Source organism: Streptomyces sp. NPDC059008, from assembly GCF_042749045.1.
In the GTDB taxonomy this organism is placed as follows: Bacteria; Actinomycetota; Actinomycetes; order Streptomycetales; family Streptomycetaceae; genus Streptomyces.
On sequence record NZ_JBHYJC010000008.1, the window covers coordinates 129,445 to 149,572 of the forward strand.

Annotated in this window: 21 protein-coding genes and 1 tRNA gene; 16 read left to right on the forward strand and 6 right to left on the reverse strand. The window is 73.0% G+C overall.

Going from position 1 to position 20,128, the window contains the following annotated elements; translation table 11 throughout:
• Positions 1-210: 210 nt before the first annotated feature.
• Positions 211-1,200, reverse strand: a complete 990-nt coding sequence (locus ACFWZH_RS13225) for a DMT family transporter (RefSeq protein ID WP_384428820.1) — start codon at positions 1,198-1,200, stop codon at positions 211-213.
• On the opposite strand from ACFWZH_RS13225, the gene ACFWZH_RS13230 reads away from it, so the two are divergent.
• The 5 genes from ACFWZH_RS13230 to ACFWZH_RS13250 all read left to right on the forward strand — a co-directional run bounded on the left by ACFWZH_RS13230 (position 1,199) and on the right by ACFWZH_RS13250 (position 5,170).
• Positions 1,199-2,707, forward strand: coding sequence for a PLP-dependent aminotransferase family protein (locus ACFWZH_RS13230; RefSeq protein ID WP_384428822.1), 1,509 nt, complete (start codon positions 1,199-1,201; stop codon positions 2,705-2,707). The two genes, ACFWZH_RS13225 and ACFWZH_RS13230, sit on opposite strands and share 2 nt — an antisense overlap.
• Positions 2,708-2,804: 97 nt before the next feature.
• Positions 2,805-3,257, forward strand: coding sequence for a GNAT family N-acetyltransferase (locus ACFWZH_RS13235; protein ID WP_384428825.1), 453 nt, complete (start codon positions 2,805-2,807; stop codon positions 3,255-3,257).
• Between the two features lie 43 nt (positions 3,258-3,300).
• Positions 3,301-3,870 carry a histidine phosphatase family protein gene (locus ACFWZH_RS13240; RefSeq protein ID WP_384428827.1) on the forward strand — a complete coding sequence of 190 codons (570 nt, stop codon included), beginning with the start codon at positions 3,301-3,303 and terminating at the stop codon, positions 3,868-3,870.
• Between the two features lie 167 nt (positions 3,871-4,037).
• Complete coding sequence (locus ACFWZH_RS13245; protein WP_384428830.1) at positions 4,038-4,790, forward strand: hypothetical protein; 753 nt, start codon at positions 4,038-4,040, stop codon at positions 4,788-4,790.
• A gap of 5 nt (positions 4,791-4,795) precedes the next feature.
• Positions 4,796-5,170 carry a DUF4333 domain-containing protein gene (locus ACFWZH_RS13250; RefSeq protein WP_384428833.1) on the forward strand — a complete coding sequence of 125 codons (375 nt, stop codon included), beginning with the start codon at positions 4,796-4,798 and terminating at the stop codon, positions 5,168-5,170.
• A 44-nt stretch (positions 5,171-5,214) separates the two neighbouring features.
• Here the strand turns inward: ACFWZH_RS13250 and ACFWZH_RS13255 are convergent, their stop codons facing one another.
• Positions 5,215-5,964: a response regulator transcription factor gene (locus ACFWZH_RS13255; protein ID WP_384428835.1), complete on the reverse strand. Its 750-nt coding sequence runs from the start codon at positions 5,962-5,964 to the stop codon at positions 5,215-5,217.
• Positions 5,965-6,087: 123 nt separating this feature from the next.
• Positions 6,088-7,176 (reverse strand): class I SAM-dependent methyltransferase, encoded by a 1,089-nt coding sequence (locus ACFWZH_RS13260; protein WP_384428838.1) that lies wholly within the window; start codon positions 7,174-7,176, stop codon positions 6,088-6,090.
• 147 nt (positions 7,177-7,323) lie between these two features.
• Here ACFWZH_RS13260 and ACFWZH_RS13265 point away from each other — a divergent pair, with 147 nt between their 5' ends.
• Positions 7,324-7,515: a DUF1059 domain-containing protein gene (locus ACFWZH_RS13265; protein ID WP_384428841.1), complete on the forward strand. Its 192-nt coding sequence runs from the start codon at positions 7,324-7,326 to the stop codon at positions 7,513-7,515.
• A 20-nt stretch (positions 7,516-7,535) separates the two neighbouring features.
• Here the strand turns inward: ACFWZH_RS13265 and ACFWZH_RS13270 are convergent, their stop codons facing one another.
• On the reverse strand, positions 7,536-8,312 hold the full coding sequence (locus tag ACFWZH_RS13270) for a LysR substrate-binding domain-containing protein (protein ID WP_384428844.1): 777 nt from the start codon (positions 8,310-8,312) through the stop codon (positions 7,536-7,538).
• Positions 8,313-8,369: 57 nt separating this feature from the next.
• Here ACFWZH_RS13270 and ACFWZH_RS13275 point away from each other — a divergent pair, with 57 nt between their 5' ends.
• A complete protein-coding gene (locus ACFWZH_RS13275) occupies positions 8,370-8,774 on the forward strand; it encodes a DUF5997 family protein (RefSeq protein ID WP_384428847.1) in 405 nt (134 codons plus the stop codon).
• Positions 8,775-8,836: 62 nt separating this feature from the next.
• Here the strand turns inward: ACFWZH_RS13275 and ACFWZH_RS13280 are convergent, their stop codons facing one another.
• Positions 8,837-9,997 carry a PP2C family protein-serine/threonine phosphatase gene (locus ACFWZH_RS13280; protein WP_384428850.1) on the reverse strand — a complete coding sequence of 387 codons (1,161 nt, stop codon included), beginning with the start codon at positions 9,995-9,997 and terminating at the stop codon, positions 8,837-8,839.
• 149 nt (positions 9,998-10,146) lie between these two features.
• Between ACFWZH_RS13280 and argC the strand changes: the two genes are divergently transcribed.
• The 6 genes from argC to pstS all read left to right on the forward strand — a co-directional run bounded on the left by argC (position 10,147) and on the right by pstS (position 16,421).
• Complete coding sequence (argC, locus tag ACFWZH_RS13285; protein WP_384428853.1) at positions 10,147-11,175, forward strand: N-acetyl-gamma-glutamyl-phosphate reductase; 1,029 nt, start codon at positions 10,147-10,149, stop codon at positions 11,173-11,175.
• A 112-nt stretch (positions 11,176-11,287) separates the two neighbouring features.
• A complete protein-coding gene (argJ, locus tag ACFWZH_RS13290) occupies positions 11,288-12,442 on the forward strand; it encodes a bifunctional glutamate N-acetyltransferase/amino-acid acetyltransferase ArgJ (protein WP_384428856.1) in 1,155 nt (384 codons plus the stop codon).
• Positions 12,439-13,368, forward strand: a complete 930-nt coding sequence (gene argB, locus ACFWZH_RS13295) for an acetylglutamate kinase (RefSeq protein WP_384428857.1) — start codon at positions 12,439-12,441, stop codon at positions 13,366-13,368. Before argJ ends, argB begins: the two co-directional genes overlap by 4 nt.
• Entirely contained in the window at positions 13,365-14,603 is a 1,239-nt protein-coding gene (locus ACFWZH_RS13300; RefSeq protein ID WP_384428860.1) for an acetylornithine transaminase, read from the forward strand. Before argB ends, ACFWZH_RS13300 begins: the two co-directional genes overlap by 4 nt.
• 8 nt (positions 14,604-14,611) lie before the next feature.
• On the forward strand, positions 14,612-15,154 hold the full coding sequence (locus ACFWZH_RS13305; RefSeq protein WP_384428863.1) for an arginine repressor: 543 nt from the start codon (positions 14,612-14,614) through the stop codon (positions 15,152-15,154).
• A gap of 127 nt (positions 15,155-15,281) precedes the next feature.
• On the forward strand, positions 15,282-16,421 hold the full coding sequence (pstS, locus tag ACFWZH_RS13310; RefSeq protein ID WP_384428866.1) for a phosphate ABC transporter substrate-binding protein PstS: 1,140 nt from the start codon (positions 15,282-15,284) through the stop codon (positions 16,419-16,421).
• A 120-nt stretch (positions 16,422-16,541) separates the two neighbouring features.
• Here the strand turns inward: pstS and ACFWZH_RS13315 are convergent.
• Positions 16,542-16,615: transfer RNA gene (locus tag ACFWZH_RS13315), tRNA-Pro, on the reverse strand.
• A gap of 143 nt (positions 16,616-16,758) precedes the next feature.
• Between ACFWZH_RS13315 and ACFWZH_RS13320 the strand changes: the two genes are divergently transcribed.
• From ACFWZH_RS13320 to argH, 3 genes are all read left to right on the forward strand, one after another.
• Complete coding sequence (locus ACFWZH_RS13320) at positions 16,759-17,160, forward strand: DUF488 domain-containing protein (protein WP_384428869.1); 402 nt, start codon at positions 16,759-16,761, stop codon at positions 17,158-17,160.
• Positions 17,161-17,275: 115 nt separating this feature from the next.
• Complete coding sequence (locus ACFWZH_RS13325; RefSeq protein ID WP_384428872.1) at positions 17,276-18,469, forward strand: argininosuccinate synthase; 1,194 nt, start codon at positions 17,276-17,278, stop codon at positions 18,467-18,469.
• A 127-nt stretch (positions 18,470-18,596) separates the two neighbouring features.
• Positions 18,597-20,033 (forward strand): argininosuccinate lyase, encoded by a 1,437-nt coding sequence (gene argH / locus ACFWZH_RS13330; RefSeq protein WP_384428875.1) that lies wholly within the window; start codon positions 18,597-18,599, stop codon positions 20,031-20,033.
• The last annotated feature ends 95 nt before the right edge of the window (positions 20,034-20,128 follow it).

A 20,128-nucleotide genomic window follows, 5' to 3' on the forward strand; every position in this document is an offset into this window, starting at 1 on the left:
CCCGGGGGCGGCGTTCCGGTGTTGCCCGAGGCGCGTTTGCGTGGTGCGTCCCCGGGGTGACGTTCGCGTGATTCCCCAGGGGCGTTCGCGTGGTGCGCCCCCAGGGGGTGGCGTTCGCGTCGTGCCTTCCCAGGGGTGGCGCTCGCCGTCGTGCCTCCCTCGGGACGGCGTTCGCGTAGTGCCCCCCATGGGCCGCAGCTACCCCCGCAGCTACCCCCGCGCCCTCTGGGTGACCGCGATGCAGGCCAGGACCGCCAGCGCGGCCGCGGGTGCGGCCGGCGGCAGCCGCTCGCCGAGCAGCAGGACGGACCACACCAAGGTCAGCAGCGGCTGGGCGAGCTGGAGCTGGCTCGCCCTGGCGATGCCGATCGCGGCCATTCCCCGGTACCAGACGACCATCCCGAGGAACTGCGAGCCGACCGCCAGCCACAGCAGCCCACCGACCGCGTGCGCGGTCAGCCGCAGCGGTTCGGTGGTCAGCGCGACCGCCGTGCCCACCACCGTCAGCGGGAGCGCCAGCACCAGCGCCCAGCCCATGACCTGCCAGCCCGGCATATGGCGGGCCAGCCGGCCGCCCTCGGTGTAGCCGGCCGCGCACACCAGCAGCGCCGCGAACAGGAACAGATCGCCGCGACTCGGCGCCCCGCCGCTCTGCTGCACCGCGAAGCCGATGACGACGACGGCGCCGATCAGCGACGCGATCCAGAAGGTGCGGGAGGGCCGGGCGCCGGTCCGTATGACGGAGCCGGCGGCGGTGGCCAGGGGCAGCAGGCCGATCACCACGGCCGCATGAGAGGTGGTGGAGGTCTCCAGGGCGAGCGTGGTCAGCAGCGGGAAGCCGAGGACCACACCGCCCGTGACGACCGCGATCCCCGCCCAGTGGCGGCGCTCCGGAACACGCACCCTGAACACCACGAGCGCGCCGCCGGCCAGCATGGTGGCCAGCACGCTGCGCAGCATCACCACCGTCCAGGGGCCCATGCCCTCCAGCGCCCAGGCGGTCGCGGGGAAGGTGAACGAGAAGGCGGCGACGCCGAGGGCGGCGAGCAGGACGCCACGGGTGCCCACGCCGCCACCGGCGGTCGGGGCGGCTGCCGCACGGGCGCCGGCGGACGCACGGGGCGCGGCACCCTGGCCGGCGGCGGGCGGGGCGTCGACCGCTATCGCAGTCGGAGTAGTAGCGCTATCGTGTGCTCTCATGCAAGAGCGTAGCAGTGGGGCTGAGCTGGCCGCGACCCTCCGCAGGGAGCTGGACCGCTACTCCCCGGGTGAGAAGCTGCCATCGAGCCGGGTGCTCGTGGAGCGGCATCGGGTCAGTCCGGTGACCGTCTCCCGGGCGCTCGCCGAGCTGGCCGCCGAGGGCCTGGTCGTCACCCGCCCCGGTGCTGGGGCCTTCCGGGCCCGGCCCCGTGCCGAGGCGCCGCGGCCGCTCGACACCTCCTGGCAGGAGATCGCGCTGAGCGCGGAACCGGCCGCCGACCAGGTGCCGCGCAGCGTGGACGCCTCCGGCGTGCTGGCCACGCTCGCCACACCGGCCCCCGGAGTGATCGAACTCAACGGCGGCTACCTCCACCCCGGTCTGCAGCCCGAACGCGCCCTGGCCGCCGCGCTGGCGCGGGCCGGTCGCCGGCCGGGCGCCTGGGGGCGGCCGCCGGTCGAGGGCGTACCGGAGCTGCGCGCCTGGTTCGCGCGGGAGATCGGCGGCCCCGGCGGCGCGCTCGCCGCGAGCGACGTCCTGGTGACCGCGGGCGGCCAGAACGCGCTGACCGCGGCGCTGCGCGCGCTCGCCGCGCCCGGCGCCCCGGTGCTCGTCGAATCCCCGACCTACCCGGGCATGCTCGCCGTCGCCCGCGCCTCCGGTGTGCGCCCGGTGCCCGTGCCGATGGACGCGGACGGGGTGCGTACGGACCTGCTCGCCGAGGCCTTCCGCGCCAGCGGCGCGCGGCTCTTCGTCTGTCAGCCGCTGTTCCAGAACCCGACCGGGACGGTGCTCGCGGGGGAGCGGCGGCGCGAGGTGCTGCGGGTGGCCCGCGCGGCCGGCGCGTTCGTGATCGAGGACGACTTCGCGCGGCTGCTGGTCCACGGCGACGCCCCCGCGCTCCCGCCGACCCTGATGGCGGAGGACCGCGACGGCACGGTCGTGCACATCCGCTCCCTGACCAAGATCACCTCGCCCAACCTCCGGGTGGGCGTCCTCGCCGCCCGCGGACCGGTCCTCGACCGGCTGCGCGCCATCCAGGTCGTCGACAACTTCTTCGTCCCGGGGCCCCTTCAGGAGGCCGCCCTGGAACTCGTCGGATCGCCCGCCTGGTCCCGCCATCTGCGGCTGGTCGCGGGCGAGTTGACCGCCCGCCGCAACGCGCTGACCGCGGCGCTGCGCGCGCGGCTGCCGGCGCTGGTCGAGCACGGGCCCGGACCCGGGACGGAGTACGGCAGGGACCGGGGACGGCCCGGCGGCCCGCACATCCCGCCGGGCGGATTCCACCTCTGGCTGCGGCTGCCGGACGGTACCGACGAGGCGGCGCTGACCGGCGCGGCGCTGCGGGCCGGCGTCGCCGTCGCGGCCGGCCGGCCGTACTTCCCCGCCGAGCCGCCGGCCGGGCATCTGCGCATCAGCTTCGCGGCCGCGGCCGGCACCGGCGAACTCACGGAGGGCGTCCGCAGGCTGCGCACGGCTTGCGAGGACGTGGGGGTGCCGGCGAGCTGAGGGGCGCGGCCGGGCCGCGGCGGCGCGACGGGATGCCGGGCGCCGCTCCGCGTCGAGTGGTTCGACGCGGCCCCGGCTCTTCTGCGAACCTCCCGGCATGAACGATCACGCCCTCGACGGCTACGAGCTCAGCTGCGACCCGGCCCGCCTCGACGCCGACCTGGTCCACCACTGGCTGTCCACCGACACCTACTGGGCCCAGGGCCGCCCCCGGGAGCTGCACGACCGCGCCGTCGCGGGCTCGCTCAACTTCGGTCTGTACGAGTCCGGGGCCGGCCGCCAGGTCGCCTACGCCCGGGTCGTCACCGACCACGCCACCTTCGCCTGGCTGTGCGACGTCTACGTCTGCCGCGACGACCGCGGCCGCGGCCTGGGCACGGCCCTGGTGGAGGCGATAGCCGAGCACCTGGCACCCTGCGGGCTGGGCCGGCTGACACTCGCCACCAAGGACGCCCACGGCGTGTACGAGAAGGTCGGCTTCCGGCCGCTGGTGGCGCCGGAGCAGTGGATGACGCTCGGACTGGTCGATCCCGGCCCTATCGTGATCTGACCAACAGGAGCCCGCGGGGCGGCACTGCTCTTACCATCGGCGAATGAGCGTTCGACTCAAGCTGCTCGCCGCGGCCCGCAGCTCCTCGCTGCTCGCGACGCGGTTCGACGACGACCGCCCGCTCGACGCCGCCGGATGGCACGCGGCCGAGCGGGCGGCCCCCGTGCTGTGCCGCCTGGCCGCCGCCGAACTGCGCTACTGCTCGCCGTCGGCCCGCTGCCGGGAGACCGGCGAGGCGCTGGGTCTCGGCCCGCTCGCCCAACCGGCGCTCCGGGACTGCGACATGGGGCGCTGGCGCGGCCGCACCCTGGGCGAGGTGACCGCCGCCGAGCCGCGCGCGGTGGAGACCTGGCTCGCCGACCCGGGCTCCGCCCCGCACGGCGGGGAGTCGCTGGTGGCCTTCATCACCCGCGTCGGCGGCTGGCTGGACACCCGGCCGACCCAGGACGCCGACGGCCTGCTCGCGGTCGCCGAGCCCGGCGTGGTCCGCGCCGCCCTGGTCTACGCGCTCCAGGCGCCGCCGCACTCGTACTGGCGCATCGACGTCCGGCCGCTGTCGGTGACCACCCTCACCCGCCGCTCCGGCGGGTGGGACCTGCAGTTGGAGGCCTGAGCCGCGCGCCACCCGGAAAGCCCATCCCGCCGGCTCGGCCGCTTCGGGTGGGCGCGCCCGTGTGACCTGCGGGAAGAGCGCGCGCAGCGCCGTTGCGCCGGTGCGCGGTCCCGCGGGCGGCGCACCATCGAGGTGCGCACTCCGCTGCCTGGCGCTTGTCTCGTTCTATGCACATACGTCACATTCCTCTGTATGCGCTGGCGGCCGGCGCGCTGGCGGTGACCCTCCTGCTCTTCGGCGGTGGCGACGGTGAGGGAGCGGGCGCCGCCACCGGGGCCGTCACCGATGCCGTGAGCAACGCGGTGAAGGGCGCCGTCAAAAGCGCCACACCCGCCTCGGACGCCTCGCACCCGGTGGTCGTCGAGCCCGCCACCGTGGCGCCGGGCGCCGCCTTCACCGTCTACGACGGCGGCAACTGCCGGGGCGCGTCGGCCGAGGCGGCCTTCGGTGGCGCGGACATCCCGGCCGTCCCGCTATCGCCCCTCGACGGCCGTTCCGGCGGTACCGCGACCATGCCGCAGGGCATCGCGCCCGGTACGTACCCGGTCACCGTCACCTGCGGCGGGGCGGGCAGCGGGCCGAGCCCCGCGGCGCACGGCACGTCCGGCGACCAGCAGATCGGCGACGACGGCCGGCAGGCCTTCTCCGGCACCGTGACCGTCTCCGACGGCGCCGACGTCTCCGGTGGCGCCGAGGCCTCCGGCACTACCGGGGTCTCCGGCAGTACCGGTGTCTCCGGCGGTAGCGATGTCTCCGGCAGCGCCGACGACGTCGTTCCGCAGGGCGGCTCACACACCGGCCTCGGCGGCGCGGCCCGCGGCGGCCCGGTCACCACGGCGCTCGGCGGTGCGCTGCTGCTGGGCGCGGCCGGCTGGGGAGCCCTCGCCCACCGCCGGCGCCCCCGCGGCCCCCGGGGCTGACGGCGGTGCCCACACACCCGCAGCGGCGCGGCGCCGTCCTCGGCCTGGCCCTCGGCATCGTCACCTGCCTCCTGGCGGCCGGAGCCCTCGCCCTGGCCGCCGCCCGGCTGCGCGACCGCGAGACCACCAGCGAGCTCGACGGCGGCACCCACACCGTGCTGCGCACCGAGATAGCCAGAAGCGTCAGCGGCCAGCTCACCCTGCCGTTCCGCCACGGGCCCGACGCGGTGCGGTGCTTCGGCGACCTTCGGCCCGTGCCGGCCGCGGCGGTGCGCTGCACCGCGCACTTCCCCCTCGGCCCCGACCGGCAGCTGACCGTCGAGGTCACCCGGGTCCAGCACGACAGGGTCACCTACCGCCGGCATGCCGTCCCCCGCTGACGGCGGCGCTGCCGGACGACCGGGCCGGAGCGCGGTCGCGCGCCCTACCGCCCGAGCCGCACCGCCGCGGCTCCCCGCGCCAGCCATGCGTTCGCCGCCTCGACCCGGCTGCTCACCCGCAGCTTCGCGTAGGCGTGCTCCAGGTGTTTGTCGACGGTGCGCGGGCTGATCGCGAGGCGGCGGGCGATCTGCTGGTTGCTCAGCCCGCGGGCGAGCAGGGTCAGGACGGCGGATTCCCGGCGGGTGATCAGCGGCGGGACGGTGCGCGGCGGGGCGAGCCGGTCCATGGCGTGGCTGAGCCGGGTGCGCAGCAGGGCGGCGGCCGCCACGTCCTCGTCGGAGAAGTCGCTGCCGCTGCGGCTGATCGCCATGCACACCTTGCGCGGCAGCCCCTCGGCGTAGCCGGCCGGGAACGACATCGCGAGCTGCTGCTCGGCGCCGAACGGCCGGTAGACGTCGGTGTAGGCGGCGAGGGAGTGGAACTCGCTGCGGGTCTGCAGCGTGGAGCGGCGCATCGGCGTCCCGGGGCCCGTCGTGGTGTGCCGCACCAGCGAGTCGGTCGCCGCCTCACGGGCGAAGGCGTCCCGTACGTCCTGGCTCAGCAGATCGGCGGGGAGGGTCAGCGGCCGGTCGGCGGCGCCGGCGCGGGGGGACCAGATGATGCTGTCGCCGGGGACCGCGGAGAGCATCACCGGAAGCAGCGCCGGGACGAGGGTCTCCTCGTCGACGGCATCGATCAGCAGGTCCACGACGGCGAGAATGCGTCGCAGACCGGCCTCCGCGGCCGCATTCATACCTCCAGCGTACGAGCGGGTAGGGGGCAGTCAAGGCAGGGCCGCGGGGCGGGGAGGCGCCGCGGTCCTGGGGGAAGACACCCGGCCGGCCGGGGGAAGACCGGCCGGGCGCGTCAGGCGCTACTAACGCCCGACGGCATAGACGCGGTTGACCGGACTCTGGGCCGCCAGCCGCCAGTGGTGGAGTCCGGCTTCGTCCGCGATGTCCCGTAGCGCCTCCTCGCCCGCGTGGTTCCCCAGCGCCTGCGGACCGTGCTGGGCCAGCGCGGACGGCAGGCACACGGCGACCGAGGCGGCGGTGATGGCCCGGCCGACCGGATTGGCGTTCTCCGCCACGTTCGCCGAGGCGTTCGGCTCGACGATCATGCAGGTCCCGCCGTCGGCGAGCGCGTGCTCGGCGTGCCGCAGCGCGCCGCCGGGGTCGCCGATGTCGTGCAGGCAGTCGAAGAACGTGATCAGGTCGAAGTCCTCGCCCGGGAAGTCCTGGGCGGTGGCGACCTCGAAGCCGACCCGGTCGTCCAGCCCCTGCTCGGCCGCGATGCCGCGGGCCGCTTCGACCGACGGCCGGTGGAAGTCGAAGCCCTGGAAGTGCGACCGGGGGAAGGCCTGCGCCATGAGCGTCGTGGAGTAGCCGTAGCCGCATCCGACGTCCGCGACGAGGGCGCCGCGCTCCAGCTTCTGCACCACGCCGTCCAGCGCGGTCAGCCACTCCGGCACCAGAGCGGCTCGGTAGCCGGGCCGGAAGAACTTCGCGGTGCCGTCGAACAGCGCCGGGCCGTGTTCCTCCCACCCCACGCCCTCACCGGTGCGGAACGCCTCCATCAGGCTTTCCTCGGTGGCGTAGAGGGCCTGCAGCATGGTGAAGAAACCGGCGGCGTAGGTGGGTGCCCCCGGGTCCGCGAGGACCGCGGCGTGCTCGTCGGGCAGCTCGTAGGTGTCGGTGGCGGGGGTATGCGTGACGTACTCGCCGGCCACCTGGGCGGCGAGCCATTCGCGTACGTAGCGCTCCACGAGCCCGGTGCGCTGTGCGAGCTGCGCGGAGGTGAGCGGACCGGCGCCGGCCATGGCCGAGTACAGGCCCAGCCGGTCGCCGAGCGAGGTGCACAGACCGGCGACCGCGGCCCCGCCGTCGGTGATCACGCGCTCCAGGAACTCCTGCACACGCCCCTCGTCCACAGTGCTCCCGCGGCCGGCCCCGGCGGCCCTCGCCATCCCTCCCACCTCCTTGCCTTCTCCCTCTGTTCTCACTACCGCTCATCTCCCACTGCAACAGCACGGCCACCCCTCGCGCCATACGGGATTCGCCGTATGCGGAGGGCGGGGGCCACGGGCCGAGACTGGGAGGGAAGGAGGTGCACCATGCGCAAGAAGATCGACTGCCGGGACTTCCCGAGCGAGACGAACTGCAGCCTCGTCATCTCCGGTGAGGAGGAAGAGGTGGTCCGCGCCGCCAGCGAGCACGCGGTCTCCGTCCACGGCCACACCGACGGCCCCGAACTGCGCGAGAAGATCAGGTCGACGCTGAAGAACGAGATGCCGCAGCACGCCTGAGGCGCGGCGCGGCGGCAGGCCTACGACCGGCGGCGCGGCTTTCCGCGCTTGCCGCCGCCCCGGGAACCGCCGGCAGCGCCCCGTGAGGTCTTCCCGGCCGACTTGCCGGCCGACTTCCCGGCCGCGGGCTTGCGCCGCGCGCCGCCGGTCTCGGGGCGCTTGGCCTTCGGCTGCGCGGGAGCCGGGCGGCGCCCCCGCGAACTGTTGACGGTCCGTCCGCGGACGATCCCGATGAAGTCCTCCACCAGGTCGGTGGTCTCCTCCTGCGGCCACGACAGCGCCACGCGCGAGGCGGGAGCGTCCAGGACCGGACGGTAGGTCAGGTCCTTGCGGTGGTGCAGCCGGGCCAGCGACTGCGGGACGACGAGCACGCCCACTCCGGCCGCCACGAGCGCGATGGCGTCCGCCGTCGTGGCGGGGCGCTCGATCGCGGGCCGCCCCGGCAGGCGCTCCCAGTCGAGGGTGTCGTCGAGCGGGTGCAGCACGATCTCGTCGGCCAGATCCTCGGCCGACACCTCGTCGACCGCCGCCACGACGTGGTCCTTGGGGACCACGACCACCGTCGCCTCGGTGTAGAGGGGGATCGCGCTGAGGTCGTCCCGGTCGACCGGCAGCCGTACGAAACCCGCGTCGGCGCCGCCGCCCCGCAGGACCGCGCACGCCTCGGCGGCGGGCACCCCGATGAGGGTCAAGGGGATGTCGGGCAGCCGCTCGTTCCAGATCCGCACCCACTTCGTGGGCGTCACTCCCGGGACGTAGGCGAGCCGGAACGAGGGGGATTCTTCCGAGCCGGTCACCGCACCAGGCTACCGGTCGTGGTCAGAGGTGGTGCACACGCTCGATACCCTTGACACATGACGTCGCACAAGACCGCCCAGACGATGAAGCCCGCGACCGCGGCGAAGAAGCTGGGCGTGTACCTCGAGGCCACCCCCGCCGAGTTCCAGGAGGGTGTCGTCTCGCGCACCGAGCTGAACGCACTGCAGGCCGATCCGCCCGAGTGGCTGCAGGAGCTGCGACGCAACGGCCCGCACCCCCGGCCGGTGGTCGCGGCGAAGCTGGGCGTGTCCATCTCGGGTCTCGCCCGCGGCGGAGTCACCGAGCCGCTCACCACGGAGCAGATCGAGGCGCTCAAGAAGGAGAGCCCCGACTGGCTGCAGAAGGAGCGGGCCACCCAGGCCGAGGTCCGCAAGGAAGCCGTGCGCATCAAGGAGAAGAACGCGGCCCGGGCCACCGAGCCCGACGCCCCGCGTTCCTGACCCCGCCTGCCGGAAGCCCCCCCGGCTCGCTCACCGGCGAGGCCCGGCCCGCCGCCGATCCGCTAAGAGCCGGGCGGGCTGTCGGGGCGCTTCGCTTCGTCGTCGAGCCGGTCGACGACCAGCAGCGCCGCGTCGTCCGCCAGGTGGCCCCTGGTGTGGTGGACCAGCCCTTGGTGCAGGTACTCCAGGAACTCCGGCGGAGGGCAGGCCGGCGCCGCCTCCATGGCCTCGGGCAGGCCGAAGAAGCCGCGGTCGCGGTCGCGGGCCTCGATCACCCCGTCGGTGTGCAGCAGCAGACGGTCGCCGGTGGTGAACGGATAGCTCTCCGCCCTGACGGGAGGGCCCGTGATGAAGTCCTCCAACCCCAGGGGCGGCAGCGGCGAGGCGGGCATCAGCGCCTGCACCCTGCCCTGCCGCAGCACCAGCGGCGGCGGATGGCCGCGGTTGACCAGCTGGACCACGGGCATGTCGGGCACCTGGGCGATCAGCGCGGTGACGAAGCCCTCGGCCAGTGACTCCGCATCGCCCGCACCGGGCTCGGCCTTCTCCCGTTGCAGCGCGGCCGCGCAGTGGTTCATGACCTCCACGAGGTCGTCCTCGTAGTGCACGGCCTCCCGGAACGCGCCCAGCACGGCGGCGGCGCCCCGCACGGCGGGCAGCCCCTTGCCCCGTACGTCCCCCACGATCATCCGGACCCCGTACCGGGTCTGCACGGCCTCGTAGAGGTCTCCGCCGATCTGCGCCCCGGTCTCCGCGGCGAGGTACATGCCGGCCGCCCGTACCGGGCCCAGCCGGGCGGGGACCGGACGCATCAGGACCTCCTGCGCCGCCGCGGCGATCCGGCGGACCTGGTCGAGTTCGCTGGTCCGGCGCGCGTGCATGGCGCTGCTGGTCGCGATGCTGGCCGCGGACACCAGGAAGATGGCCAGGAAGTTGGTGTAGACCTGCTGGCTGCCCCAGGCCTGGTTGTGGGTGGCGGTGGCCACGCTGACGGCCAGCGCGACGCACGCCGCCGAGATCGTCCCCTTGGGCCCCATCGTCACCGCGGCCAGCGCCGGCGTCGCCGTGAGCAGCGGGCCCGTGTACAGGAAGTGCGCGGGCGAGAACTCGATGCCCACCACGAGCAGGGCGATCGCGAAGGGCACGCACCGCGCGACGGCGAAGAGGGCTTGGCCGTGACCGCCGGCTTCCGGTCGAGGGGGTGCGCGGAAAGGAGACCGCATGGGTACAGCCTGCCTCGCCGAGGGGGAGTGCTCTACTCAGCGCACGCGCCCATGCGGCCCCGGTCCCCGGTGCGACCGAGGGCCCGATCTCAGGGCATTGCATAAAACTGCTGCATTCCGTATAGTCATGCCAACAAGGAGGAGGGTCCATGACGGTACGAGCGGCAGTGGCCGGTGCGAGCGGATATGCGGGGGGTGAGGTGCTGCGCCTGCTTCTGGGGCACCCGGAGGTCGAGATCGGCGCGCTGACCGGGCACTCCAACGCGGGTCAGCGCCTGGGTTCGCTGCAGCCGCATCTGCTTCCGCTGGCCGACCGGGAGCTCCAGCCGACCTCCGCCGAGGTGCTGGCCGGCCATGACGTCGTCTTCCTCGCGCTGCCGCACGGCCAGTCCGCCGCGGTCGCCGAGGAGCTCGGGCCGGACGTCCTCGTCGTCGACATGGGCGCCGACTTCCGGCTCAAGGACGCGGCGGACTGGCAGCGGTTCTACGGCAGCGAGCACGCCGGCACCTGGCCCTACGGCCTCCCCGAACTGCCGGGTTGCCGTGCTGCGCTGGAGGGGTCCAAGCGCATCGCGGTGCCCGGTTGCTACCCGACCGCCGTCTCGCTCGCGCTCTTCCCCGCGTACGCCGCCGGGCTCGTCGAGGCCGAGGCCGTGGTCGTCGCCGCGTCCGGCACGTCCGGCGCCGGCAAGGCCGCCAAGCCGCATCTGCTCGGCTCGGAGGTCATGGGCTCGATGTCCCCGTACGGCGTGGGCGGCGTGCACCGGCACACCCCCGAGATGATCCAGAACCTCGGCGCGGTCGCGGGGGAGCCGGTCACCGTCTCCTTCACCCCGACCCTGGCGCCGATGCCCCGCGGCATCCTCGCCACCTGCTCGGCGAAGGCGAAGCCCAGCGTGGACGCCGCCGCCGTACGGGCCGCGTACGACAAGGCCTTCGCCGACGAGCCGTTCGTCCGGCTGCTCCCCGAGGGGCAGTGGCCGGCGACCGCCGCCGTCTACGGCTCCAACGCCGCGCAGATCCAGGTGGCGTACGACGAGGCGGCCGGCCGGGTCATCGTGATCAGCGCCATCGACAACCTCACCAAGGGCACCGCGGGCGGCGCCCTGCAGTCCATGAACATCGCCCTCGGTCTCGACGAGACCACCGGACTTTCGACGATCGGAGTCGCGCCGTGAGCGACGGTCGCGCAGCCGCCGGGCCGCAGACGACGACGATGGCCGCACCGCTGCGCTGCGCGGGCGACGGTGACATCAGCCGCTTCCGCGGCGGAGCGAACAAGGAGACACAGTGAGTGTGACGGCAGCCAGGGGATTCACGGCGGCGGGCATCGCCGCCGGGATCAAGGACAACGGCAACCCGGACCTCGCCCTCGTGGTGAACAACGGGCCGCGACAGGCCGCCGCCGGCGTCTTCACCTCCAACCGCGTCAAGGCCGCCCCGGTCGTCTGGTCCGAGCAGGTCCTCAAGGGCGGCACGGTCTCCGCCGTCGTCCTCAACTCCGGTGGCGCCAACGCCTGTACGGGCCCGCTCGGCTTCCAGGACACCCACGCCACCGCGGAGAAGGTCGCCGAGGTGCTCGAGGGGCACAGCGCCGGCGAGGTGGCCGTCGCCTCCACGGGGCTGATCGGCATCCGGCTCCCGATGGCCGAGCTGCTGGCCGGCGTCGAGCGGGCCGCCGCCGAACTGAGCGAGCACGGCGGCGAGAAGGCCGCCATCGCCATCAAGACGACCGACAGCGTGCACAAGACCGCCGTGGCCCAGGGCGACGGCTGGACCGTCGGGGGCATGGCCAAGGGCGCCGGCATGCTCGCCCCGGGCCTGGCCACCATGCTCGTCGTGCTCACCACCGACGCCGATGTGCCCTCCGCCGGCCTCGACGCGGCGCTGCGGGCCGCCACCCGCACCACCTTCGACCGGGTCGACTCCGACGGCTGTATGTCCACCAACGACACCGTCCTGCTGCTCGCCTCCGGCGCCTCCGGTGTCGTACCGGACCAGGACGCCTTCGCCGAGGCCGTGCGCACGGTCTGCGACGACCTCGCCCGGCAGCTGATCGGGGACGCCGAGGGCGCCAGCAAGGACATCCGCATCGAGGTGGTCAACGCCGCCAGCGAGGACGACGCCGTCGAGGTCGGCCGCTCCATCGCCCGCAACAACCTCCTCAAGTGCGCCATCCACGGCGAGGACCCCAACTGGGGCCGGGTGCTCTCCGCCATCGGTACCACCTCCGCGGTCTTCGAGCCCGACCAGCTCAACGTCGCCATCAACGACGTCTGGGTCTGCAAGAACGGCTCGGTGGGCGAGGACCGCGACCTGGTCGACATGCGCTACCGGGAGGTGCGGATCACCGCCGACCTCGCCGCCGGCAGCGAGTCCGCGGTCATCTGGGCCAACGACCTCACCGCCGACTACGTCCACGAGAACAGCGCGTACTCGTCATGAGTACCCGCAAGCACACCGCGCTGCCCAAGGCCCGCACCCTCATCGAGGCGCTGCCCTGGCTGACCCGGCACCACGGCAAGACCGTCGTCATCAAGTTCGGCGGCAACGCGATGGTCGACGAGGACCTCAAGCGGGCCTTCGCCCAGGACGTGGTCTTCCTGCGGCACGCCGGCCTGCGCCCGGTCGTGGTGCACGGCGGCGGCCCGCAGATCAGCGCCCAGCTGGACCTGCTCGGCCTGGAGTCGGAGTTCAAGGGCGGCCTTCGGGTCACCACGCCCGAGGCGATGAACGTCGTACGGATGGTGCTCGCCGGCCAGGTGCAGCGGGAGCTCGTCGGCCTGCTCAACGAGCACGGCCCGCTCGCCGTCGGCATGACCGGCGAGGACGCCCGTCTGATGACCGCGACCAAGCACTACGCCGACATAGACGGCGAGCGGGTGGACATCGGCCGGGTCGGCGAGATCACCGCCATCGACCCCGGCGCGGTGCACGCCCTGCTGGACGACGGCCGGATCCCGGTGATCTCCTCCATCGCCCGCAGCAGCGACGACGAGGACCTCAGCGCCGGCGCGTCCGGCATCTTCAACGTCAACGCCGACACCGCCGCGGCCGCGCTGGCCGCCGCGCTCGGCGCCGAGACGCTGATGGTGCTCACCGACGTGGAGGGCCTCTACGAGGACTGGCCGCACAGCGACGAGGTGATCTCCCGCCTGACTGCTAGTGAACTGGAGCAGCTGCTGCCCGACCTGGCCAGCGGCATGGTTCCCAAGATGCAGGGCTGTCTGCACGCCGTCCGCAACGGGGTGCACACCGCCCGGGTCATCGACGGGCGGGTCCAGCACTCGATCCTGCTGGAGATCTTCACCGATGAAGGAATCGGCACGATGGTCGTGCCGGACACGAACACGATCGAGGGGGCGACGTGACCGGGGCGGCACACGACCAGGGGGCGACGGTGACCAACGAGGGCCTCACCCGGCGCTGGCAGGGCGCCATGATGGACAACTTCGGCACCCCCCGCATCCCGCTCGTACGCGGTGCGGGCGCCAAGGTGTGGGACGCCGACGGCAAGGAGTACCTCGACTTCCTCGGCGGCATCGCGGTCAACGCGCTCGGCCACGCCCACCCCGCGGTGCTCCGTGCGGTCTGCGACCAGGTCGCCACGCTCGGCCATGTCTCGAACTTCTTCGTCGCCGAGCCCACCGTGGCGCTCGCCGAGCGGCTGCTCGCGCTGGCCGGACGTCCGGGCCGGGTCTACTTCTCCAACTCCGGCGCCGAGGCCAACGAAGCCGCCTTCAAGATCGGCCGGCTGACCGGGCGCACCCACATGGTCTCCACGGTCGGCGGCTTCCACGGCCGCACGATGGGCGCCCTGGCCCTCACCGGCCAGCCCGCCAAACAGGCCCCCTTCGCCCCGCTGCCCGGCGAGGTCGACTACGTGCCGTACGGGGACGCCGACGCCCTGCGCTCCGCCGTGACCACCGACACCGCCTTCGTCATCCTGGAGCCCGTCCAGGGCGAGAACGGCGTCGTCGTCCCGCCGCCCGGCTACCTCCAGGCCGCCCGCGAGATCACCGCCGCCACCGGCACCCTGCTGGTCCTGGACGAGATCCAGACCGGTATCGGCCGGACCGGGCACTGGCTGGAGTCCCGGGCCCAGGGCGTCGAGGCGGACATCGTCACGCTCGCCAAGGGCCTCGGCGGCGGTCTGCCGATCGGCGCCACGCTGGCGTTCGGCCCGGCCGCCGACCTGCTCACGCCCGGGTCGCACGGCTCGACGTTCAGCGGCAACCCCGTCGTCTGCGCCGCCGCCCTCGCCGTCCTCGACACCATCGACAAGGACGGTGTCCTGGAGAACGTCACGCGGGTCGGCGAACGGCTGCGCAAGGGGATCGAGGCCCTGGGGCACCCATTGGTCGGCCAGGTCCGCGGCGTGGGCCTGCTCCTCGGTATCGTCTTGACGGAGTCCCTCGCGCCCCAGGTGCAGCAGGCGGCTCAGGACGCGGGTCTCCTGGTGAACGCGGTCGCGCCGGACGTCATCCGGCTCGCCCCGCCGCTGATCGTCTCGGACGAGGAGGCGGAGGTGTTCCTCCGGAGGCTTCCCGCCGTCCTCAACACGGCCCACCAAGGGGCCCACGGGGAACAACGATCCGGAGACTGACGAGACCGATGACCGAGCCGCAGGACAACGAGGTGCACAACGGCGGCCAGGCCGTGCCGCAGACCCGTACCGCCCGCCACCGCCGGATCGTGGACATCCTCAACCGGCTGCCGGTGCGCTCCCAGAGCCAGCTCGCGAAGCTGCTCGCCGACGACGGTCTGTCCGTCACCCAGGCGACCCTCTCGCGCGACCTGGACGAGCTGGGCGCGGTGAAGATCCGCAACACCGGTGGTGAGCTGATCTACGCGGTGCCCAGTGAGGGCGGCGACCGCACGCCGCGGGCGCCGCTGGGCGAGTCGGCCAAGGAGGAGCGGATGCGCCGCCTCTCCGGCGAACTCCTCATCTCCGCCGAGGCCTCCGCCAACCTCGTGGTCCTGCGCACCCCGCCGGGTGCCGCACAGTTCCTGGCCTCCGCCATCGACCAGGCCGAACTGCACGACATCCTCGGCACCATCGCGGGCGACGACACCCTGATGCTCATCAGCCGCGACCCGGCGGGCGGTCAGGCGCTCGCGGACCATCTGCTGAGGCTGGCGCAGAAGGCGCACTGACCCCACCCGGCCCTCACCCGGCCGCCCAAATCACCCTTAGTGTCAAAAAGTGTGCATATAGTTACGGAGGTCTCATCACCCTCGACTGCGCCGGCCGCGCCCGGTACGCAGGAAGGAGCGCCGGAGAGTGAAGCCTCTGTGCAAGGGCGGGCCGCGCGTCAGGGCGCTCGGGGCGCTGGTGGCCTGTGGCGCCCTGACCCTGACGGCCTGCAGTGCGAACGCCACCTCCAGCCCCTCCACCCCCTCGCCCGGCACCGGCACCAAGACCTCCGCCGGCGCCTCCGGGATCGCCTGCGGCGCGGCGGCCAGTCTGCGGGCCTCCGGCTCGACGGCGCAGCAGTACGCCATGAAGTACTGGATCAAGACCTACACCCGGGCCTGCCCCGACACCAAGATCGACTACACCGGCAACGGCTCGGGAGCCGGCCAGGAAGAGTTCCTCCAGGGCAAGACCGCCTTCGCGGGCTCGGACTCACCGCTGTCCGGCGCGCAGATCGACCAGTCGGAGAAGGTCTGCCCCGGCGGTCACGCCGTCCACCTGCCGATGGTCGGCGGACCGATCGCGGTCGGCTACCACCTGCCCGGGGTCGACCGGCTGGTCCTCGACGCCCCCACGCTCGCCAAGATCTTCAACGGGCAGATCACCACCTGGAACGATTCGGCGATCGCCCGGCTCAACGAGGGCGTCAAGCTGCCGTCGACCCCCATCCGGCAGTTCCACCGCTCCGACTCCTCCGGTACGACGGACAACTTCACCGCCTACCTCGGCGCCGTCGCCCCGGACGCCTGGCCCTACGGGCACAGCAAGGAGTGGCAGGGCAAGGGCGGCACGGGCGTCGAGGGCTCCTCGGACCTCGCCGCCCAGGTGCAGCGGACCGCGGGCGCGATCGGCTACTTCGAGCTGCCCTACGCGGTCGCCCGCATGATCCGCACGGTCTCCCTCAACACCGGCGCGCCGGCTCCCGTCGACGCCAATGTGATCTCGGCGTCCCAGGCGATCGCCGGCGCCGAGCCCGCCGGCGACTCCGACCTCGTCCTCAAGCTCGACTACACGACCAAGGCCCCGGGCGCGTACCCGATCGACGTGGTCACCTACGAGATCGTCTGCAACAAGGGCAACAAGTCCTCGACCTGGCCCGCCACCAAGGCGTTCCTGACCTACGTCGCAAGCCAGAAGGGCCAGGAGAACCTGACCTTCCAGGGCTATGCCACCCTCCCGGCCAAGGTCGTCGACAAGGTCCGCACCACGATCGGCGGTCTGTCGTGACCCGCGGCTGACGGGCCGCTGCGAGGGGTTCTCGCCGCGCCCCCGCCGCTTCGCCGCGCGGAACGGCAAAGGGTCCGTCGGGCGGGAGAATTCTCCCGTCCAACGGACCCTTTCGCACCGTCGGGACGACAGGATTTGAACCTGCGACCCCTTGACCCCCAGTCAAGTGCGCTACCAAGCTGCGCCACGTCCCGGTGCTCGAACCGGCCGGAAGCTTCCCGGCCGGGGCGTGCAGAAGAAAAATACCCTGTCCCGGGCCATGAATCCAAAGCGGGGCCCCGGAGAGGGGTGCACCGGGCTCCCGGTGCGGGGGTCGTGCCCGTGGTTCGATGGGGTTATGGGTGAAATATCCGCTGGTGACGGGATCCGGGTGCGGCGGGTGTACGAGCCGCCCGAGGCCGCGGACGGCGCGCGGGTGCTGGTGGACCGCCTGTGGCCGCGCGGACTGTCCAAGGAGGCCGCGCAGCTCTCCGAATGGTGCAGGGACGCGGCGCCCTCGTCCGAGCTGCGGCGCTGGTACGGCCATCAGGAGGAGCGGTTCGCGGCCTTCGCCGAGCGCTATCGCCAGGAGCTGGAGGGTGAGGCCGCGCGGCAGGCGCTGGAGCGGCTGCGCGAGCGCGTCGCGCAGGGGCCGCTGACGCTGCTGACCGCGACGAAGCAGGTGCCCCTCAGCCATGTGGCGGTGCTCGTCGAGCTGCTGCGGGAGGGGGTGGAAACGGGGTCGGCGCAGGGGGAGTGATACCCGAGACCGCGGACGGCGCGCCGCTGACCTGCGTATTCGCTACTGCGTTGACGAATCATACGGTGGAGTGCATACTTATACCCATCAGTGAATGCACCGTAAGGAGAAACCCGTGACCGAGCGCGTCGTACTCGCCTACTCAGGCGGCCTGGACACCTCTGTCTGCATCGGCTGGATCGCCGAGGAGACGGGCGCCGAGGTCATCGCCGTTGCCGTGGACGTCGGCCAGGGCGGCGAGGACCTGGACGTCATCCGCAAGCGCGCGCTCGCCTGCGGTGCGGTGGAGGCGGAGGTCGCCGACGCCAAGGACGAGTTCGCCGACGAGTACTGCCTCCCGGCGATCAAGGCCAATGCGCTGTACATGGACCGCTACCCGCTGGTCTCCGCCCTCTCCCGGCCGACCATCGTCAAGCACCTGGTCGCCGCCGCCAAGAAGCACGGCGCCACCACCGTCGCCCACGGCTGCACCGGCAAGGGCAACGACCAGGTCCGCTTCGAGGCCGGCATCTCCTCCCTCGCCCCCGACCTCAAGTGCATCGCGCCGGTCCGCGACTACGCGATGACCCGGGACAAGGCGATCGCCTTCTGCGAGGAGAAGAACCTCCCGATCGCCACGACCAAGAAGTCGCCGTACTCGATCGACCAGAACGTCTTCGGGCGGGCCGTGGAGACCGGCTTCCTGGAGGACATCTGGAACGCGCCGATCGAGGACGTGTACGAGTACACCGAGAACCCCGCCGTCGCCCGGGAGGCCGACGAGGTCGTCATCACCTTCAAGGAAGGTGTGCCGGTGGCGATCGACGGCAAGCCCGTCACCGTCCTGCAGGCCATCCAGCAGCTCAACGAGCGGGCCGGCGCCCAGGGCATCGGCCGGATCGACATGGTCGAGGACCGGCTGGTGGGCATCAAGTCCCGCGAGGTCTACGAGGCACCGGGCGCGATCGCCCTGATCACCGCGCACCAGGAGCTGGAGAACGTCACCGTCGAGCGGGAACTTGCCCGCTACAAGCGGCAGGTCGAGCAGCGCTGGGGCGAGCTGGTCTACGACGGCCTGTGGTTCTCGCCGCTCAAGCGGGCCCTGGACGGCTTCATCAACGAGGCCAACCAGCACGTCAGCGGTGACATCCGGATGACGCTGCACGGCGGCCGCGCCGTGGTCACCGGCCGGAAGTCGGACAAGTCGCTGTACGACTTCAACCTGGCGACGTACGACACCGGCGACACCTTCGACCAGTCGCTGTCGAAGGGCTTCATCGAGCTCTTCGGTATGTCCAGCAAGATCGCGGCCAAGCGCGACCTGGCCTGAGCCCGTCCCGTCACCTTCGTACGGCAGCCGCCTCCCCGCCCCGCGCCCGCGGCAGGGGGGCGGCTGCCGGGTCCGGCGGCGTCCCCCTGACGGACCCCCGCCACCGCAGCCTTGAGGAGCAGAGCAAGTGAGCAACGGAAACAGCGGCGACGTCCGGCTCTGGGGCGGCCGTTTCGCCGACGGACCGGCCGAGGCGCTGGCCCAGCTGTCCGCGTCGGTCCACTTCGACTGGCGACTGGCGCCGTACGACATCGCCGGCTCGCGCGCGCACGCCCGAGTGCTCCACAAGGCGGGCCTGCTCACCGAGGACGAGCTGACGCGTATGATCGCCGGCCTCGACCAGCTCGAAGCGGATGTCGCCGACGGCTCGTTCACCGGCACCGTCGCCGACGAGGACGTGCACACCGCCCTGGAGCGGGGGCTGCTGGAGCGGCTCGGCCCGGACCTCGGGGGCAAGCTGCGGGCCGGCCGGTCGCGCAACGACCAGGTCGCCACGCTCTTCCGGATGTACCTGCGCGACCACGCCCGGATCATCGGCGCGCTGGTCGCCGACCTCCAGGAGGCGCTGGTGGGGCTCGCCGAGGCCCACCCGGACGTCGCGATGCCGGGCCGCACCCATCTCCAGCACGCCCAGCCGGTGCTCTTCGCGCACCACGTGCTGGCGCATGTGCAGTCGCTGTCCCGGGACGCCGAGCGGCTGCGGCAGTGGGACGAGCGCACCGCCGTCTCCCCGTACGGCTCGGGCGCGCTGGCCGGCTCCTCGCTGGGCCTCGACCCGGAGGCGGTCGCCGCGGACCTCGGCTTCGAGCACGGCAGCGCGGGGAACTCCATCGACGGCACGGCCTCCCGGGACTTCGTCGCCGAGTTCGCCTTCATCACCGCGATGATCGGCGTGAACCTCTCCCGGATCGCCGAGGAGGTCATCATCTGGAACACGAAGGAGTTCTCCTTCGTGACCCTGCACGACGCCTTCTCGACCGGCTCGTCGATCATGCCGCAGAAGAAGAACCCGGACATCGCGGAGCTGGCCCGGGGCAAGTCGGGGCGTCTGATCGGCAATCTGACCGGGCTGCTGGCGACGCTCAAGGCGCTGCCGCTCGCGTACAACCGCGACCTGCAGGAGGACAAGGAGCCGGTCTTCGACTCCTGCGACCAACTGGAGGTACTGCTCCCGGCGTTCACCGGCATGATGGCCACCCTGACCGTCAACCGCGAGCGGATGGAGGAGCTGGCTCCGGCGGGCTTCTCGCTGGCCACCGACATCGCGGAGTGGCTGGTCAAGCAGGGCGTGCCGTTCCGGGTGGCGCACGAGGTCGCGGGCTCTTGCGTCAAGGAGTGCGAGGCGCACGGCATCGAGCTGGACGAGCTCACCGACGAGCAGTTCGCCAAGATCTCCCCCCATCTGACCCCCGAGGTCCGCGGCGTGCTCAACGTCCCCGGCGCGCTCGCCTCGCGCAGCGGCCGCGGCGGCACCGCCCCCTCGGCCGTGGCGGTCCAGCTCGCCGAGGTGCGGGCCGATCTGGTCGAGCAGCAGGAGTGGGCGGCGGCCAAGCAGCCGCGGTAGGCAGGACAGGCAGCCGGCGACGGCCCGTACCCGGAAGTGACCGGGTACGGGCCGTCGGCGTTCCTGGGTGCTCCGGGGCCGCTCCGTCCGCCGCG

Excerpts from the sequence above, each read along its gene's own strand:
- ACFWZH_RS13245 (WP_384428830.1), top strand. The coding sequence starts at position 4,038 with ATGCACATACGTCACATTCCTCTGTATGCGCTGGCGGCCGGCGCGCTG.
- argC (WP_384428853.1), top strand. The coding sequence starts at position 10,147 with ATGACGGTACGAGCGGCAGTGGCCGGTGCGAGCGGATATGCGGGGGGT.
- ACFWZH_RS13240 (WP_384428827.1), top strand. The coding sequence starts at position 3,301 with ATGAGCGTTCGACTCAAGCTGCTCGCCGCGGCCCGCAGCTCCTCGCTG.
- ACFWZH_RS13305 (WP_384428863.1), top strand. The coding sequence starts at position 14,612 with ATGACCGAGCCGCAGGACAACGAGGTGCACAACGGCGGCCAGGCCGTG.
- ACFWZH_RS13275 (WP_384428847.1), top strand. The coding sequence starts at position 8,370 with ATGACGTCGCACAAGACCGCCCAGACGATGAAGCCCGCGACCGCGGCG.
- ACFWZH_RS13260 (WP_384428838.1), bottom strand. The coding sequence starts at position 7,176 with ATGGCGAGGGCCGCCGGGGCCGGCCGCGGGAGCACTGTGGACGAGGGG.
- ACFWZH_RS13280 (WP_384428850.1), bottom strand. The coding sequence starts at position 9,997 with ATGCGGTCTCCTTTCCGCGCACCCCCTCGACCGGAAGCCGGCGGTCAC.
- ACFWZH_RS13265 (WP_384428841.1), top strand. The coding sequence starts at position 7,324 with ATGCGCAAGAAGATCGACTGCCGGGACTTCCCGAGCGAGACGAACTGC.
- ACFWZH_RS13235 (WP_384428825.1), top strand. The coding sequence starts at position 2,805 with ATGAACGATCACGCCCTCGACGGCTACGAGCTCAGCTGCGACCCGGCC.
- ACFWZH_RS13225 (WP_384428820.1), bottom strand. The coding sequence starts at position 1,200 with ATGAGAGCACACGATAGCGCTACTACTCCGACTGCGATAGCGGTCGAC.
- ACFWZH_RS13230 (WP_384428822.1), top strand. The coding sequence starts at position 1,199 with ATGCAAGAGCGTAGCAGTGGGGCTGAGCTGGCCGCGACCCTCCGCAGG.
- argB (WP_384428857.1), top strand. The coding sequence starts at position 12,439 with ATGAGTACCCGCAAGCACACCGCGCTGCCCAAGGCCCGCACCCTCATC.
- ACFWZH_RS13320 (WP_384428869.1), top strand. The coding sequence starts at position 16,759 with ATGGGTGAAATATCCGCTGGTGACGGGATCCGGGTGCGGCGGGTGTAC.
- ACFWZH_RS13255 (WP_384428835.1), bottom strand. The coding sequence starts at position 5,964 with ATGAATGCGGCCGCGGAGGCCGGTCTGCGACGCATTCTCGCCGTCGTG.